Source organism: Amycolatopsis sp. NBC_01488 (assembly GCF_036227105.1).
In the GTDB taxonomy this organism is placed as follows: Bacteria; Actinomycetota; Actinomycetes; order Mycobacteriales; family Pseudonocardiaceae; genus Amycolatopsis.
The window spans coordinates 6,845,678-6,859,129 of sequence record NZ_CP109434.1; the positions used below are offsets into that span (position 1 = coordinate 6,845,678).

Sequence of the window (13,452 nt, forward strand, 5' to 3'; positions counted from 1 at the left end):
ATGGAACACCCAGTGACGATCGAGACGCTCGAAGGGGCTGTTGCGCGGCTGGACGTGCGGCGCGGATCGTGGCTCGTCGGTCGCGGGCCGGAAGCGGACCTCCGGCTGTATTCGAACCGGGTGAGCCCGCGGCACGCCTGGCTCCGGCGTGACGCGCGCGGGACCTGGGTGTCCGACGGCGGGTCCCGCGGCGGCACGCGCGTCAACGGGGAAGCTCTGGCGCCGAGGCAGGCGCGGCTGCTGCGCGACGGCGACCGGGTTTCCTTCGGTCCCATCACCACCGTCTACTCGGACCTCCAGGCGGCCGGGGACGACCAGCCGGAGTTCGCCGTGGTGCCCGCCGCGCGGACGGGCACCGTCGCGCTGATGGTCGGCCCGGTCCTGTTCGTGACCGGGTTCGGCTTCGGGGCGGCCCGCGTGCTCAAGCACTTCGACGCCCGGCCGGAGTTCGGGGTCACGCTCCTTCTGGTGGGGCTCGCACTCTCGGCGCTCGGACTCGTGCGGGCACGCCGGAGAAGAGTGCGTTAGCCGTCCACAGTGGAAGCGACCACAGTGGACGGTGACGACACCGCCGGAACCCGGCTGCCGAGCTGGGCGGTCGGCACCCGGAAGGTCTCCCGGGCCGTCGCCGCGGCGGCCGCCGCCAGCACGCAGACCACTGCCGTGAAGATCGCGACGCCCAGCCAGTCCTGCTTGGCCGAGCCGATCGCCGCCACCACGCTCGGCGCGAACCCCGCCACCGCGAAGCCGACCTGGGTGCCGATCGCCATGCCCGACAGGCGGACGCGGGCGGTGAACATCTCGCCGTACAGTGCGGGCCAGACGCCGTTGACCCCGGAGTACGCCACGCCGAACAGCGCGATGCCGAGCACGAACAGCAGCGCGTACGAGCCGATCGAGATCGACCACAGGTAGGGGAAGATCAGCACGCCGCACAGGAGGCACCCGGTGATGAACACCGGCTTGCGCCCGACGCGGTCGGCGAGCCCGGCCAGCAGCGGGATCGCCGCCAGCGCCACGATGTTGGCCAGCACGCCGACCCACAGCATCGGCGTGCGGGCCAGGCCGATCGTGTTGACCGCGTAGCTCAGCGCGAACACCGTGAAGATCGTGCTCACCGACGCGATCGTCGCCGCGACGACCACCCGCAGCACGTCCGCCCAGTGGTCGCGGAAGAGGACGGCGACCGGCAGCTTCGCGACCTCGGTGCGTTCGAACACCGGCGTCTCGTCGAGCTTGCGGCGGATGACGAACCCGACCACCACGACCGCCGCGCTGCACCAGAACGGCACCCGCCAGCCCCACGTCAGCAGCTGGTCCTGCGGCAGCGCGGCGACCGGGAGGAAGATCGCGGTCGCCAGGATCTGGCCAGCCTGCGTGCCGCTCAGGGTGAAGCTGGTGAAGTACGCGCGGCGCCGTTCCGGGGCGTGTTCGAGCGACATCGAGTTCGCGCCCGCCTGCTCGCCGGCCGCGGAAAGTCCCTGCAGCAGCCGCAAGACGACCAGCAGGATCGGCGCGAGCACGCCCACCGCGCCGTACGTCGGCAGGCAGCCGACGGCGAACGTCGCCGCGCCCATCAGCAGCAGCGTGAACACGAGGACGCGCTTGCGGCCGAAGCGGTCGCCGACGTGGCCGAGGATGAACGCGCCGACCGGCCGGGCCAGGTAGCCGACGCCGAAGGTGGCCAGGGCCAGCAGCGTGCCCGTCGCGGGGGAGGAGGCGGGGAAGAAGACCTTGTTGAAGACCAGTGCGGCGGCGGTCCCGTAGATGAAGAAGTCGTAGTACTCGAGCGCGCTGCCGATCCAGGCGGCCAGCGCCGCCTTGCGGGGCATCGATCCGGTCACGGGGATGAGCTCCTGACGTCCGTGCTTCGTTGCTCAGAGTCGGCGGGGAAGCAATGTACGGTCTAGTTAGTTAATAGAGAGTGCGAGACCGCGCCCCGGGTGTCAAGAGGGGGATTTCAGGCCGTCAAGTAGTCGATCACCAGGTCGCCGAGCATCTTCCGGTAGTGCGCACGCCGGGCCGGGTCGAGCAGGTCGCGACTGAAGATCGCCTGGAACGTGTGCCGGTTCGCGAGGCGGAACACGCAGAACGAGCTGATCACCATGTGCACGTCGAGCGCGTCGGCGTCGGCGCGGAAGCGGCCGGCCTCGCGGCCGCGCTGGAGGATCCGGGTGATGCCGCCGAGGGCCGGGTCGGCCAGGCCGGGCAGGATCTCCGACTGCGCCAGGTGTTCCGCGCGATGGATGTTTTCGATGCTGACCAGCCGGATGAAGTCGGGGTTGGCTTCGTGGTGGTCGAAGGTCAGCGCCGCCAGCTGCCGTAGCGCGTCCTCCGGGTCCAGGCGCTCGACGTCGACGTGCTTCTCCAGCGCGCGGATCGTGAGGTACGCCTTCTCCAGCACGGCGAGGTACAGCTGTTCCTTGCCGCCGAAGTAGTAGTAGATCATCCGCTTGGTCGTGCTGGTGCGGGCGGCGATCTCGTCGACGCGGGCGCCGGTGTAGCCCTTGTCGGCGAACTCCCGGGTGGCCACCGCGAGGATGTCCGCACGAGTTCGTTCCTTGTCGCGCTGGCGCTCGGCCTCCGACGACGGTGCGGCCACCTGGCTCCTCCCACTGCAGGTCAACGGCCCCACTCTAGCCCAGCCCTTCCGCCGAGGCGGTCGCCACGCTAACGTGAACGTACTAGTTCGTACATTAACTCGGAGGGCGCGGCGTGACCAGCTACCTGATCGGACTCGTCGGCTCGGGCATCGGGCCGTCCGCCAGCCCGGCGCTGCACGAGCGGGAAGCCGACGAGCTCGGCCTCCGCTACCTCTACCGCCGCCTGGACCTCGACGTGCTGCGCCGCCCGGTCGCCGACGTCCTCGCCGCCGCCCGGCTGGCCGGGTTCGACGGGCTCAACGTCACCCACCCGGCCAAGCAGGAAGTCCTCCCGCACCTCGACGAGCTGTCGCCCGAAGCCGCAGCGCTCGGCGCGGTCAACACCGTCGTCTTCGAGCACGGCCGCGCGATCGGGCACAACACCGACGCGACCGGCTTCGCGCGCAGCCTCACCCGCGGCTTCCCGGACGTCCGCAGGGACGACGTCGTCCTCCTCGGCGCGGGCGGCGCGGGCGCGGCGGTCGCGCACGCGCTGCTCTCGCTGGGCACCGGCCGGCTCACGATCCACGACGTCGACAGCGAGCGGAGCGCGAAGCTCGTCGACGCGCTGCGGCGGAGGTTCGGCGCGTCCCGGGCCGAGACCGGCGACCTCGACGCCGTCCGCCGCGCGGACGGCCTGGTGCACGCCACGCCGACCGGGATGGCCGCCCACCCCGGCTCGCCGATCCCGGCCCGGCTGCTGCGACCGGAGCTGTGGGTGGCCGACATCGTCTACCGGCCGCTGGAAACCGCGCTGCTCGCCGACGCCCGCGCCCGCGGCTGCCGCGTCCTGCACGGCGGCGGCATGGTCGTGCTGCAGGCCGCCGAGTCGTTCCGGCTGTTCACCGGCGTCGAGCCGGACCCGGCGCGGATGCTGCGCCACTTCGACGCCCTCGAAGGGAAGACCGCCCGTGCTGCCTGAACCGCGCACCGCGATCGCCACGGTCTGCCTGTCCGGCACCCTCGAAGACAAGCTCGCCGCGGCCGCCTCGGCCGGCTTCGACGGCGTCGAGCTGTTCGAGAACGACCTGCTCGTCTCGCCGTCGAGCCCGGCCGAGATCCGCCGCCGCTGCGCCGACCTCGGCCTGTCGATCGACCTCTACCAGCCGTTCCGCGACTTCGAGGCGGTCCCGCCGGACCGCCACGCGGCCAACCTCCGGCGCGCGCGGCACAAGTTCGACGTCCTGGCCGAACTCGGCACCGGCACCGTGTTGGTCTGCTCGTCCGTGGCGCCGGACGCGATCGACGACGACGAGCTGGCCGCCGAGCAGCTGCACGCGCTGGCGGAGCTGGCCGGCGAGCGCGGCATGCGGATCGCGTACGAGGCGTTGGCCTGGGGCAAGCACGTCAGCGGGTACGAGCACGCGTGGCGGATCGTGCGCCGCGCCGCGCACCCCGCGCTCGGCGTGTGCCTGGACAGCTTCCACATCCTGTCGAGGGGCCACGATCCGGCGCCGATCCGCGCGATCCCCGGCGACAAGATCTTCTTCCTGCAGCTGGCCGACGCGCCGAAGCTGCCGATGGACGTCCTGCCGTGGAGCCGGCACCACCGGCTCTTCCCCGGTCAGGGCGACTTCGACCTGACGGCGTTCACCGGGCACGTGCTGGCCGCGGGCTATCGCGGGCCGCTGTCCCTGGAGGTCTTCAACGACGTCTTCCGCCAGGCCGACCCACGCCCGGCCGCGGTCGACGCGATGCGCTCGCTGCTGGCGTTGAAGGAGTCCTTGGGCGTGCTCGCGATCCCGGCCGCGCCGGTGCTGACCGGGCACGAGTTCGCCGAGGTCGTCACCGACCCCGGCGCGGGGCGGGTGCTCGCGTCGCTGGGGTTCGCGCGCACCGGCGTGCACCGGACCAAGCCGGTCGAGCTGTGGGAGCAGGGCAAGGCCCGCGTGGTGGTCAACGAGGGCGGGGCGGCGCACGGCGCCGTCGGCGCGGTGGCGCTGGCCAGCACCGACCCGGCCCGCTCGGCCCGCCGGGCGGAAGCACTGCTGGCACCGGTGCTGCCGCGGGTGCGCGGGCCGCGCGAGGCGGACCTGGCGTCGGTCACGGCGCCGGACGGTACCGAGGTGTTCCTGTGCGGCAGCGACGACTGGCGCGGCGACTTCGTGCCGACCGGCGAGACGGCGGCGGGTGCGGGCATCCTCGGCATCGATCACGTGGCGCTCACCCAGCCGTTCGACCACTTCGACGAGGCGGCGCTGTTCTACCGGTCGGTGTTCGGGCTGACGCCGTCCCCGGTGGTCGAGTTCGCGGCGCCGTTCGGGCTGGTCCGCAGCCGCGCGATGGCGGCGGGGGAGGTCCGGCTGACGCTGGACAGCGCCCTGGTCCGCCGCGGCGAATGGGCGCCGGCGGTACCCGAACCGCAGCACGTGGCGTTCGCCTGCACGGACGCACTGGCGGCGGCCGCGGCGATGCGGTCCGCCGGCGCGCCGCTGCTGGACATCCCGGCCAACTACTACGACGACCTGGAGGCCCGGCTGGACCTGCCGGCGAGGCGGCTGGCGGAACTGCGGGAGCACTCGGTGCTCTACGACCGGGACGAGCAGGGGGAGTTCCTGCACTTCTACACGGCGCTGGCCGGGGCGCGGGTGTTCTTCGAGGTGGTGCAGCGGATCGGCGGGTACCGCGGGTACGGCGTGGTCAACGCGCCGGTGCGGATGGCCGCGCACCGGGCCCGCCGCGGCGCCGGCGCACCGGTGAAAACACCGGCCTGACCGGCAGACCGCGTCCGCGCCGGAAACCACCGCCCCGGGGAAGCCTTTCCCGGGGCGGTTTTCGGTGCGCCGTCCGGGTGGCCGGGCGGTGGATTGCGGGTGGCCACCGGTGAAAAACGTTCCGGACACCCTCCTATTCGGACGACTTCCCCCGCAGGTCGCGGGCGGCGCCGTGACCGTCCGGCTACTGCGCGTCAGAGTCCCCGGTGGGTTTACAACGTTCCGGCAACCGCCTTGACAGGGCCTGTGGTACGTACCACTCTAACCCCAACATTGGTCTACACCATTTGGGGAGTCCGGCCGCGGTTCGGCCGGGCATCGAAAGGACGGCATCGAGTGAAACGCTGGCTCAAGCTGGCGGCGGGCGCCGCCGCACTGACCCTCGCGACCGCCGGCTGCGCGGGCTCCAGCGGCTCGGACACCGCGGCCTCGTCGAGCGGGAACGCGCCGCTCAGCGGCACCGTCACGGTCTGGCTGATGACCGGGTCCGCGCCGAGCACCCTGACCGACGCGCTCAACAAGGAGTTCGAGGCCGCGCACCCCGGGGTCAAGGTCAAGTACGAAATCCAGCAGTGGGACGGCATCCAGCAGAAGCTGACCACCGCGCTGGCCGGCGGCACCCCGCCCGACGTGATCGAGATCGGCAACACGCAGACCGCGGCGTTCGCCTCGCAGGACGGCGTCCTGACCGACCTGACCGCCGACAAGGACAGCTTCAACGGCGCGCAGTGGCTGAAGGGTCTCGCGGACTCCGGCACCTACGACGGCAAGACCTACGGCGTCCCGTTCTACGCGGCCAACCGCGAGGTCATCTACCGCAAGGACATGTTCGAGCAGGCCGGCATCACCAAGACGCCGACGTCGAACGACGAGTGGATCGACGCGATCACCAAGCTGAAGACGAAGTTCGGGTCCGACCCCGACTTCCAGCCCCTGTACATGCCGGGCCAGAACTGGTACGCGCTGCTGTCGTTCATCTGGGACAACGGCGGTGACATCGCCCAGGCCGACGGCAAGAACTTCAAGGCGACGCTGGACAGCGCCGGCGCGAAGGCGGGCCTGGACTTCTACAAGAAGCTCGTCGACACCTCCGGCACCAAGGCACCGAAGGACGCCGACGAGGCGAAGCCGCAGCAGGCGACCGTCTACGGCGCCGGCAAGGTGGCCATGATGATCGGTCTTCCGTGGGAGCTGCCGACCGCGGCCAAGACGGACCCGAGCCTGACCGCCAAGACCGGCGCGTTCCCCATCCCGAGCAAGACCGCCGGCCAGAGCGCCCCGGTCTTCCTGGGCGGGTCCAACCTGGCGATCCCGGCCAACAGCAAGAACGTGGCCGCCGCCAAGGAGTACATCAAGCTGCTCTCCAGCCCGAAGTACCAGAGCCAGCTCGCCGCCGCCGGCGTCGTGCCCGGCACGTCGACCGACCTCTCCGGCCTGGACAAGGACCCGCTGGGCAGCGTGATGGCGAAGGCGTCGGCCAACGGCAAGGCCGTCCCGGCCAGCCCGAAGTGGGGCGACGTCGAGTCCGGTCAGAACCCGATCAAGGACATGCTGACCGCGTACCTGACCGGCAAGAAGACGCTCGACCAGGCGACCGCCGACGCCAACGCAGCGCTGAACAAGCTCATCGGCGGATGACAGCGACCGCCAATGTGACGATGCCGGCGGGGGCGACCCCGCCGGCATCGCCGCGCGACGCGGGCGTCAAGAGGCGCAGGCGCGGCCGGTTCGGCGACCGGGTGCTCCCGTACCTGCTCCTCCTCCCCGCTCTCGCGGCGATCCTGGTCCTGCTCGCCTGGCCGCTGGTCCAGGTGCTCGGGATCAGCTTCCGCAAGCTGGACATCGGCCAGCTCGTCTCCGGCAAGACCATCTGGATCGGGTTCGACAACTACACGAACACGCTCTCGGACCCCGAGTTCTGGACGGTCACCTTCCGGACGCTGGTCTTCACCGCGTCCGTCGTGGCCGCCACCATCCTCGGCGGCCTGCTGCTCGCGGTGCTCATGCGCCACCTCGGCCCGGTCGTGCGGATCCTCGTGCAGGTGACGCTCGTGCTGGCCTGGGCGACCCCGGTGATCGCGACGACCACGGTGTTCCAGTGGATCTTCGACGAGCAGTACGGGATCCTCAACAAGACCTTGGACCGGCTGGGCTTCCACGGCTTCATCGGGTTCTCGTGGTTCTCCAGCGGCGCCAGCACGCTGACCGTGATCGGGCTGCTCATCGTGTGGCAGGCCGTGCCGTTCGTGACGTTCTCGCTGTACGCGGGCATCATCGGCGTCCCGCGCGAGCAGTACGAGGCCGCCGGCATCGACGGCGCCAGCGCGTGGCAGACGTTCCGCGCGGTCACCTGGCCCGCCATCCGGCCGATCACCACGATGGTGACGTTCCTGTCGGTGCTGTGGGACTTCAACGCCTTCGCCCAGATCTGGGCGATCCGCGAAGGCGGCCCCGACGGCGAGAGCACCACGCTGGCCGTCGTGCTGTACCTCAAGGGCATCGCGGGCAACCACTTCGGCGCGGCCGCCGCGATCGCGACGCTGATGCTGATCGTGCTCGCGCTCATCACGGGCCGGTACATCCAGCTGCTCACCCGGACCCGGGAAGGTGATCTGTCGTGAAGAAGTCGCTGTCGCAGCGGATCGTGCTCTCGGTGGTCGGCGTGCTCGTCGCGCTGGCGATCGTGTTCCCGACGTACTGGATGTTCGTCACGTCGCTGCGGACGCCCGGGCAGATCCTCTCGCCCAAGTACGACCTGATCCCGACGTCGTTCTCGTTCGGCAACTTCGCCACGGCGCTGGGCAAGGACAACTTCCCGACCTACCTGATGAACAGCCTGATCGTCACGGTCGGGTCGGTGCTGTGCGCGCTGGTCGCCGGGACGCTGGCGGCGATCCCGCTGTCGCGGCTGCGCTTCACCGGCCGCAAGGGCTTCCTGGTGCTGGTCATGGTGGCGCAGCTGGCCCCGGTGTCGGCGCTGTTCATCCCGCTGTTCCTGCTCATGCGGGACGCCGGGCTGCTCAACACGCTGCCGTCGCTGCTGCTGATCTACTTCGCGACCACGCTGCCGTTCACCGTCTGGATGCTCTACGGCTTCGTCAACGGGATCCCGTACGAGCTGGAAGAGGCCGCGATGATCGACGGCTGCAGCCAGACCGGCGCGTTCCGCCGGGTCACGCTGCCGCTGCTCGGGCCGGGGCTGGTCACGACGTCGGTGTTCAGCTTCATCACGGCGTGGAACGAGTACCTGTTCGCGCTGGTGTTCATCCAGGACAAGCCGAAGGAGACGCTGCCGGTGTGGCTGGCGTCGTTCCGCACGGCGTTCGCCACCGACTGGGGCGGCGTCATGGCCGCGTCGGTCATCTACGCGATCCCGGCGCTGGTGTTCTTCCTGCTCGTGCAGCGCAAGCTGGTGTCCGGCGCGACCGCCGGCGCGGTGAAGGGGTAGCGGTTGACCACACCGGAGAAGCTCGCCGAAGCCGTCCTCCTGCCCGGGTTCGCCGGGACCACCGCGCCGGACTGGCTGCGCCGCCGGATCGCCGGCGGCCTGGGCGGGGTGGTCCTCTTCGGCCGCAACGTCGTCGACGACGAGCAGGTCGCCGCGCTCACCGCGCAGCTGCGGGGCGAGCGGGACGGCGACAGTGGTGTCGTCGTCGGGATCGACGAGGAGGGCGGCGACGTCACCCGCCTCGACGTCAACACCGGGTCGTTCGTGCCGGGGCCGCTGGCCCTCGGCGCGGCCGACGACCCGGAGCTGACCACGGCGGTCGCCGCCGCGCTCGGCGAGCGGCTCGCGGCCTGTGGCGTCACGCTCAACCTCGCGCCGTGCGCGGACCTGACCCTGGCGGCCGAGGACCCGATCATCGGCGTCCGGGCGTTCGGGTCCGACCCGGTGAAGGCGTCCCCGCACGTCGCCGCCTACGTGACCGGCCTGCAGAAGTACGGCGTCGCGGCGTGCGCGAAGCACTTCCCGGGCCACGGCGCGGCCACCGAGGACTCGCACGTCGCGCTGCCGGTGCTGCCGCGCACGCCCGCGGAACTGCGCGCCATCGAGCTGGTCCCGTTCGCCGCGGCGATCCGGGCCGGGGTGCGCTCGGTGATGTCGGGCCACCTGGTCGTGCCGGCCTGGGGCGCGGAGCCCGCGACGCTCAACCGCGTCGCCCTCACCGACGTCCTGCGGGGCGAGCTGGGCTTCACCGGCGCGGTGATCACCGACGCGCTGGAGATGGGCGCGGTCTCGGGCGCGTACGGCAAGCACGACGGCCTCGGCCGGTCGGCGGTGCGGGCCCTGGCCGCGGGCGCGGACGCGTTGTGCCTCGGCGGCGCGGCGTTCGAGGCCGAGCACCTGGACGCGTGCGTCACGGCGATCGTGGCCGCGGTCGCGGCGGGGGAGCTGCCGCTCGACCGGCTCGAGGAGGCGGCGTCACGGACGGCGGCGCTGGGCACCGACCCGGCACCGGCGGCCGTCGGCCCGGTCGACCGGCGGCTGGGCCTCGAAGCGGCCCGCAAGGCGCTGCGGGTGACCGGCGAGCCGCGGCTGGACGGGCCCCCGCTGGTGGTCGACGTCCAGACCGAGCCGACCATCGCGGCCGGCCCGATGCCGTGGGGCCTGGGCGCGCACCTGGCCGAGCTGGTGCCCGGCACGCGGGCGCTCACCGCGACGCCGGACGACGTCGACGCGGTGCTCGAAGCGGCCAAGGGGTTCCGCAGCGTCGTCGTGATCACCCGGGAAGCGCACCGGCACCCGCGGGTGCGCGAGCTGCTGGCCGCGCTGTCCACTGTGGACTACATCCGGGTGGAGACCGGCGTGCCCGGACCGCTGGAAGCCGGACGGCCGCGGATCGACACGTTCAGCGGCTCCTACGTCAGCCTGCGCGCGGCCGCCGAGTACCTGGCCTGACCCGGTCCTTTTTGCCGTATCTCCACGGGTCCCGCCGGCTTTTGTACGGCGCTTGTACCGGCGGCCGCCATGGTGTCCTCACACCACAACTGGAGGACGGACACCATGAAGATTCGAATCGGCAAGCAGGTCGCGGCGGTCGCCGGCGTCGCCGCGGCGATCGCGCTGGCCGGGGCCACCCCCGCGTTCGCCGCGACCGGCACGGTGCACACCGATTCCGGCGCCGCGCTGACCCTGCGCCGCGCTGACCCTGCGGGCCACCCCGAGCACGAGCGGCAGCTCGGTGGGCAGCGTCGCCGACGGCACCGCGGTCACCATCTCGTGCCAGACCAACGGCTCGACCTTCGACGGCAAGTACGGCACCTCGGACATCTGGGACAAGGTCGGCGACGGCTACCTCAGCGACGCCTACGTCTACACCGGCTCCGACGGCCGCGTGGCCCCGGACTGCGCCGGTTCCACCCTGGCCTGCACCACCGCGAGCACCGGCGACCCGAACACCTGCGCCGAGGCGGTCACGAAGGCGAAGTCCCGCGTGCACACGAACGACGACTCGTCCTACGACGGCTGGTGCGACCGGATCAACGCCCAGAACTACGGCTTCTCCGCGTCGGGCTCGGCGTCGGCGCAGGTGCACTGGACCCAGATCCCGGCATCGTTCAAGCACCCGGGCGACTACCAGGTCCCCGCGGGCGGCCTGGCGTTCTTCTCCAGCAGCAGCGGCTACGGCCACACGATGATCTCCATCGGCGGCGGCGACTTCCTGTCGAACGACATCCACGGCGCCGGCACCTACACCAAGACGACGATCTCGGAGATCAAGAGCAAGTGGGGCCAGACGTACCTCGGCTGGTCGCAGCCGTGGTTCAAGGTCAACCACTGACGCGCTGAGCGGACGCGGGTCTCGCCGGCCCTGGGGGTGCGGCGAGATCCGGCCCCGGTGTCGCGAGACCGCCACGATCGGCGAACCCCCCCGGCCACCATCCCCGGCCGGGGCGAGACGGCCCCTGCCCACCTCCCCGGGCAGGGGCCGCGCGCGTCAGGTCTCGCGCTTCACGTGGTGCAGCACGAAGATCCCGCCCAAGGCCGGCCGATCGGACCGTTCGTGGTCGGTCGCCACGTACTCGTCGAGCACCGCGAGGATCCGCCGGTCCAGCTCCTCGACCTCGTCGGGGGACAGGTGCAGCAGGAACTTCTCGTGCACCGCCACCGACTCCGGGCCCGCCGCCCGGATCTCTTCCTGGAAGATCTCGATCGGCGCGAACCGCGTCTCGGCGTCGGCCTCGGCCAGGGGGCCGTCCAGCCACCACGTCTCGTTGTTCGACCGGTACGGCTTCTCCAGCGCGCCACTGGGTCCGGTGCGGACCGGCGCCGGTTCCAGCAGGCCCGCCGACACCAGCTGCCGCACGTGGTGCAGGACGGTCCCGGGGTCGCGCTCGAGGCGCTCGGCGAGCTGCTTGTTCGTCAGCTCCTCGACCAGGCACATCCGCATGATGCGCAGCCGCAGCGGGTGGCCGAGGGCCTTGGCTTCCGCCGGCGTCGCCGGGCGCCGGCGGCGGGGTTCCGTCATGAGCGGAGCGTAGTCCATCGATGGAATGACGTCACATCGATGGAGAAAGCCCATCGATGTGCGATCCTCAATTCATGACCACCGTGTTCTGGCGGCTGTGGTCCGCCGCCGGCCTCTCGAGCCTCGCCGACGGCGTCCTCAAGGTCGCGTTGCCGCTGGTCGCGGTCGGCTACACGCGTGAACCGGCCCTCATCGCGGGGCTCGCCTTCGCCTTCAGCCTGCCGTGGCTGCTGCTCGCGCTGCCCGCCGGCGCGCTGGTCGACCGGCTCGACCGCCGTCGTGCGATGCTCGCCGCCAACGTCGTGCGCGGCGGGCTCCTCGCCGGCGTCACGCTGTTGACCGCCTTCGGCGCGGGATCCATCTGGGCGCTGTACGTCGTCGCGGTGGGGGCCGGGTGCGCCGAGACGATCTACGACACCGCCGCGCAGTCGATCGTCCCGCAGGTCGTCGGGCGCGCGGACCTGGCCCGCGCCAACGGCCGGATGTTCGCCGCCGAGCAGACCGCCAACGAGTTCGCCGGCCCACCGCTCGCCGGCGTCCTGGTCGCGGCGGGGGTCGTCGCCGCGCTCGTCACGCCGGTGGCGCTGTGGGCAGTGGCCGTCGCGGCCCTGCTGCTCGTGCGCGGCTCGTACCGGATCCCGCGCGAGGGCCGCACGACCCTCCGTGCGGACATCGCCGAAGGACTGCGCTTCCTGGTGCGCCACCAGGTGTTTCGGACGTTCTCGGTCATGGTCGGCACGTTCAACTTCGCCACCGGCGCGACCTTCGCCGTCCTCGTCCTCTACGCGGTCGGCCCGGGCTCGGCGATGGGCCTGTCCGGACCGGCCTTCGGGCTGCTGATGGCGACGAGCGCCGCGGGCGGGCTGACCGGGTCACTGCTCGCCGAAGCGGCCGAACGCCGCCTCGGCCGGATCCGCGCGCTCTGGATCTCCTGGCTCACCGGCGGGCTCTCGGTCGGCGTGCTCGCGGTGACCGCGAACCCCTACGCCGTGGGGGCGGGCTTCTTCCTCGGCGGCGCGGGGGTGCTGGTGTCCAACGTGGTCATGGTGTCCCTGCGCCAGCGCCTCACCCCCGACCGGCTCCTGGGCCGGCTGAACAGCAGCTACCGCCTGGTCGCGTGGGGCACGAAGTCCCTCGGCGCCCTCGCGGGCGGCGCGATCGCGCAGGCCTTCGGACTGCACGTGGTGTTCGTGGTGATGGCGGTTTTGGCCTTCGCGGTGGTCGCCGGGCTCCGGGTGGTGACCGAGGACGCCCTCGATCAGAGCGGATGCGTCTCCGCGTAAGCGGTCCAGACCTTCTTCGGCACGCACATCCGCCACGCGTCCAGGACCAGCTCGCGCAGCTCCTGCGCATCGATCGCCGCCAGGCGGCAGCGCACCCACTGGTAGCGCAGGTCCGACGGCTCGGGCAGCAGGAACTTCTCCGGTTCGCCCGCCACCAAGGCTTCCCGTTGGTCACGGGGATAGCCGAACCCCATCACGGTCTCGTCCGGCGACAGCGCGGCGAACACGATCCGCCCGACCCGGAACTTGGCCCGGTCACGCACGACGGCTTCGTAGGCGCGGGGGAGTGTCAGGGCGAACGCGCGGACTTCGGCACCGGTGACCATGCCGGTCATTCAACCGC

General features: G+C 71.7%; 12 protein-coding genes and 1 pseudogene. 9 read left to right on the forward strand and 4 right to left on the reverse strand.

Annotated elements, in window-relative coordinates:
* Positions 1 to 528 carry an FHA domain-containing protein gene (locus OG738_RS32590; RefSeq protein WP_329046755.1) on the forward strand — a complete coding sequence of 176 codons (528 nt, stop codon included), beginning with the start codon at positions 1 to 3 and terminating at the stop codon, positions 526 to 528.
* Here the strand turns inward: OG738_RS32590 and OG738_RS32595 are convergent.
* Complete coding sequence (locus OG738_RS32595; protein ID WP_329046757.1) at positions 525 to 1,844, reverse strand: MFS transporter; 1,320 nt, start codon at positions 1,842 to 1,844, stop codon at positions 525 to 527. The genes OG738_RS32590 and OG738_RS32595 overlap by 4 nt on opposite strands.
* A gap of 116 nt (positions 1,845 to 1,960) precedes the next feature.
* Positions 1,961 to 2,602 carry a TetR/AcrR family transcriptional regulator gene (locus OG738_RS32600; protein WP_329046760.1) on the reverse strand — a complete coding sequence of 214 codons (642 nt, stop codon included), beginning with the start codon at positions 2,600 to 2,602 and terminating at the stop codon, positions 1,961 to 1,963.
* 113 nt (positions 2,603 to 2,715) lie between these two features.
* Between OG738_RS32600 and OG738_RS32605 the strand changes: the two genes are divergently transcribed.
* From OG738_RS32605 to OG738_RS32635, 7 genes and pseudogenes are all read left to right on the forward strand, one after another.
* Positions 2,716 to 3,564 carry a shikimate dehydrogenase gene (locus OG738_RS32605; RefSeq protein ID WP_329046763.1) on the forward strand — a complete coding sequence of 283 codons (849 nt, stop codon included), beginning with the start codon at positions 2,716 to 2,718 and terminating at the stop codon, positions 3,562 to 3,564.
* Complete coding sequence (locus tag OG738_RS32610; protein ID WP_329046765.1) at positions 3,554 to 5,356, forward strand: sugar phosphate isomerase/epimerase and 4-hydroxyphenylpyruvate domain-containing protein; 1,803 nt, start codon at positions 3,554 to 3,556, stop codon at positions 5,354 to 5,356. Before OG738_RS32605 ends, OG738_RS32610 begins: the two co-directional genes overlap by 11 nt.
* Positions 5,357 to 5,692: 336 nt before the next feature.
* Positions 5,693 to 6,994 carry a sugar ABC transporter substrate-binding protein gene (locus OG738_RS32615; RefSeq protein WP_329046767.1) on the forward strand — a complete coding sequence of 434 codons (1,302 nt, stop codon included), beginning with the start codon at positions 5,693 to 5,695 and terminating at the stop codon, positions 6,992 to 6,994.
* Positions 6,991 to 7,977, forward strand: coding sequence for a carbohydrate ABC transporter permease (locus tag OG738_RS32620; protein WP_329046769.1), 987 nt, complete (start codon positions 6,991 to 6,993; stop codon positions 7,975 to 7,977). Before OG738_RS32615 ends, OG738_RS32620 begins: the two co-directional genes overlap by 4 nt.
* Positions 7,974 to 8,804, forward strand: a complete 831-nt coding sequence (locus tag OG738_RS32625) for a carbohydrate ABC transporter permease (protein WP_329046771.1) — start codon at positions 7,974 to 7,976, stop codon at positions 8,802 to 8,804. Before OG738_RS32620 ends, OG738_RS32625 begins: the two co-directional genes overlap by 4 nt.
* Positions 8,805 to 8,807: 3 nt before the next feature.
* Entirely contained in the window at positions 8,808 to 10,256 is a 1,449-nt protein-coding gene (locus tag OG738_RS32630) for a glycoside hydrolase family 3 protein (protein WP_329046773.1), read from the forward strand.
* Between the two features lie 105 nt (positions 10,257 to 10,361).
* Positions 10,362 to 11,139, forward strand: a pseudogene (locus tag OG738_RS32635) (hypothetical protein).
* Between the two features lie 156 nt (positions 11,140 to 11,295).
* On the opposite strand, the gene OG738_RS32640 reads toward OG738_RS32635, so the two are convergent.
* Complete coding sequence (locus OG738_RS32640) at positions 11,296 to 11,826, reverse strand: ArsR/SmtB family transcription factor (protein ID WP_329046775.1); 531 nt, start codon at positions 11,824 to 11,826, stop codon at positions 11,296 to 11,298.
* Positions 11,827 to 11,900: 74 nt separating this feature from the next.
* Between OG738_RS32640 and OG738_RS32645 the strand changes: the two genes are divergently transcribed.
* Positions 11,901 to 13,109: an MFS transporter gene (locus tag OG738_RS32645; RefSeq protein ID WP_329046777.1), complete on the forward strand. Its 1,209-nt coding sequence runs from the start codon at positions 11,901 to 11,903 to the stop codon at positions 13,107 to 13,109.
* Here the strand turns inward: OG738_RS32645 and OG738_RS32650 are convergent.
* Positions 13,085 to 13,435 (reverse strand): MmcQ/YjbR family DNA-binding protein, encoded by a 351-nt coding sequence (locus OG738_RS32650; RefSeq protein WP_329046779.1) that lies wholly within the window; start codon positions 13,433 to 13,435, stop codon positions 13,085 to 13,087. The genes OG738_RS32645 and OG738_RS32650 overlap by 25 nt on opposite strands.
* Positions 13,436 to 13,452 lie beyond the last annotated feature (17 nt).

Coding starts and splice junctions, on each gene's coding strand:
- OG738_RS32645 (WP_329046777.1), top strand. CDS start 11,901: ATGACCACCGTGTTCTGGCGGCTGTGGTCCGCCGCCGGCCTCTCGAGC.
- OG738_RS32640 (WP_329046775.1), bottom strand. CDS start 11,826: ATGACGGAACCCCGCCGCCGGCGCCCGGCGACGCCGGCGGAAGCCAAG.
- OG738_RS32590 (WP_329046755.1), top strand. CDS start 1: ATGGAACACCCAGTGACGATCGAGACGCTCGAAGGGGCTGTTGCGCGG.
- OG738_RS32650 (WP_329046779.1), bottom strand. CDS start 13,435: ATGGTCACCGGTGCCGAAGTCCGCGCGTTCGCCCTGACACTCCCCCGC.
- OG738_RS32620 (WP_329046769.1), top strand. CDS start 6,991: ATGACAGCGACCGCCAATGTGACGATGCCGGCGGGGGCGACCCCGCCG.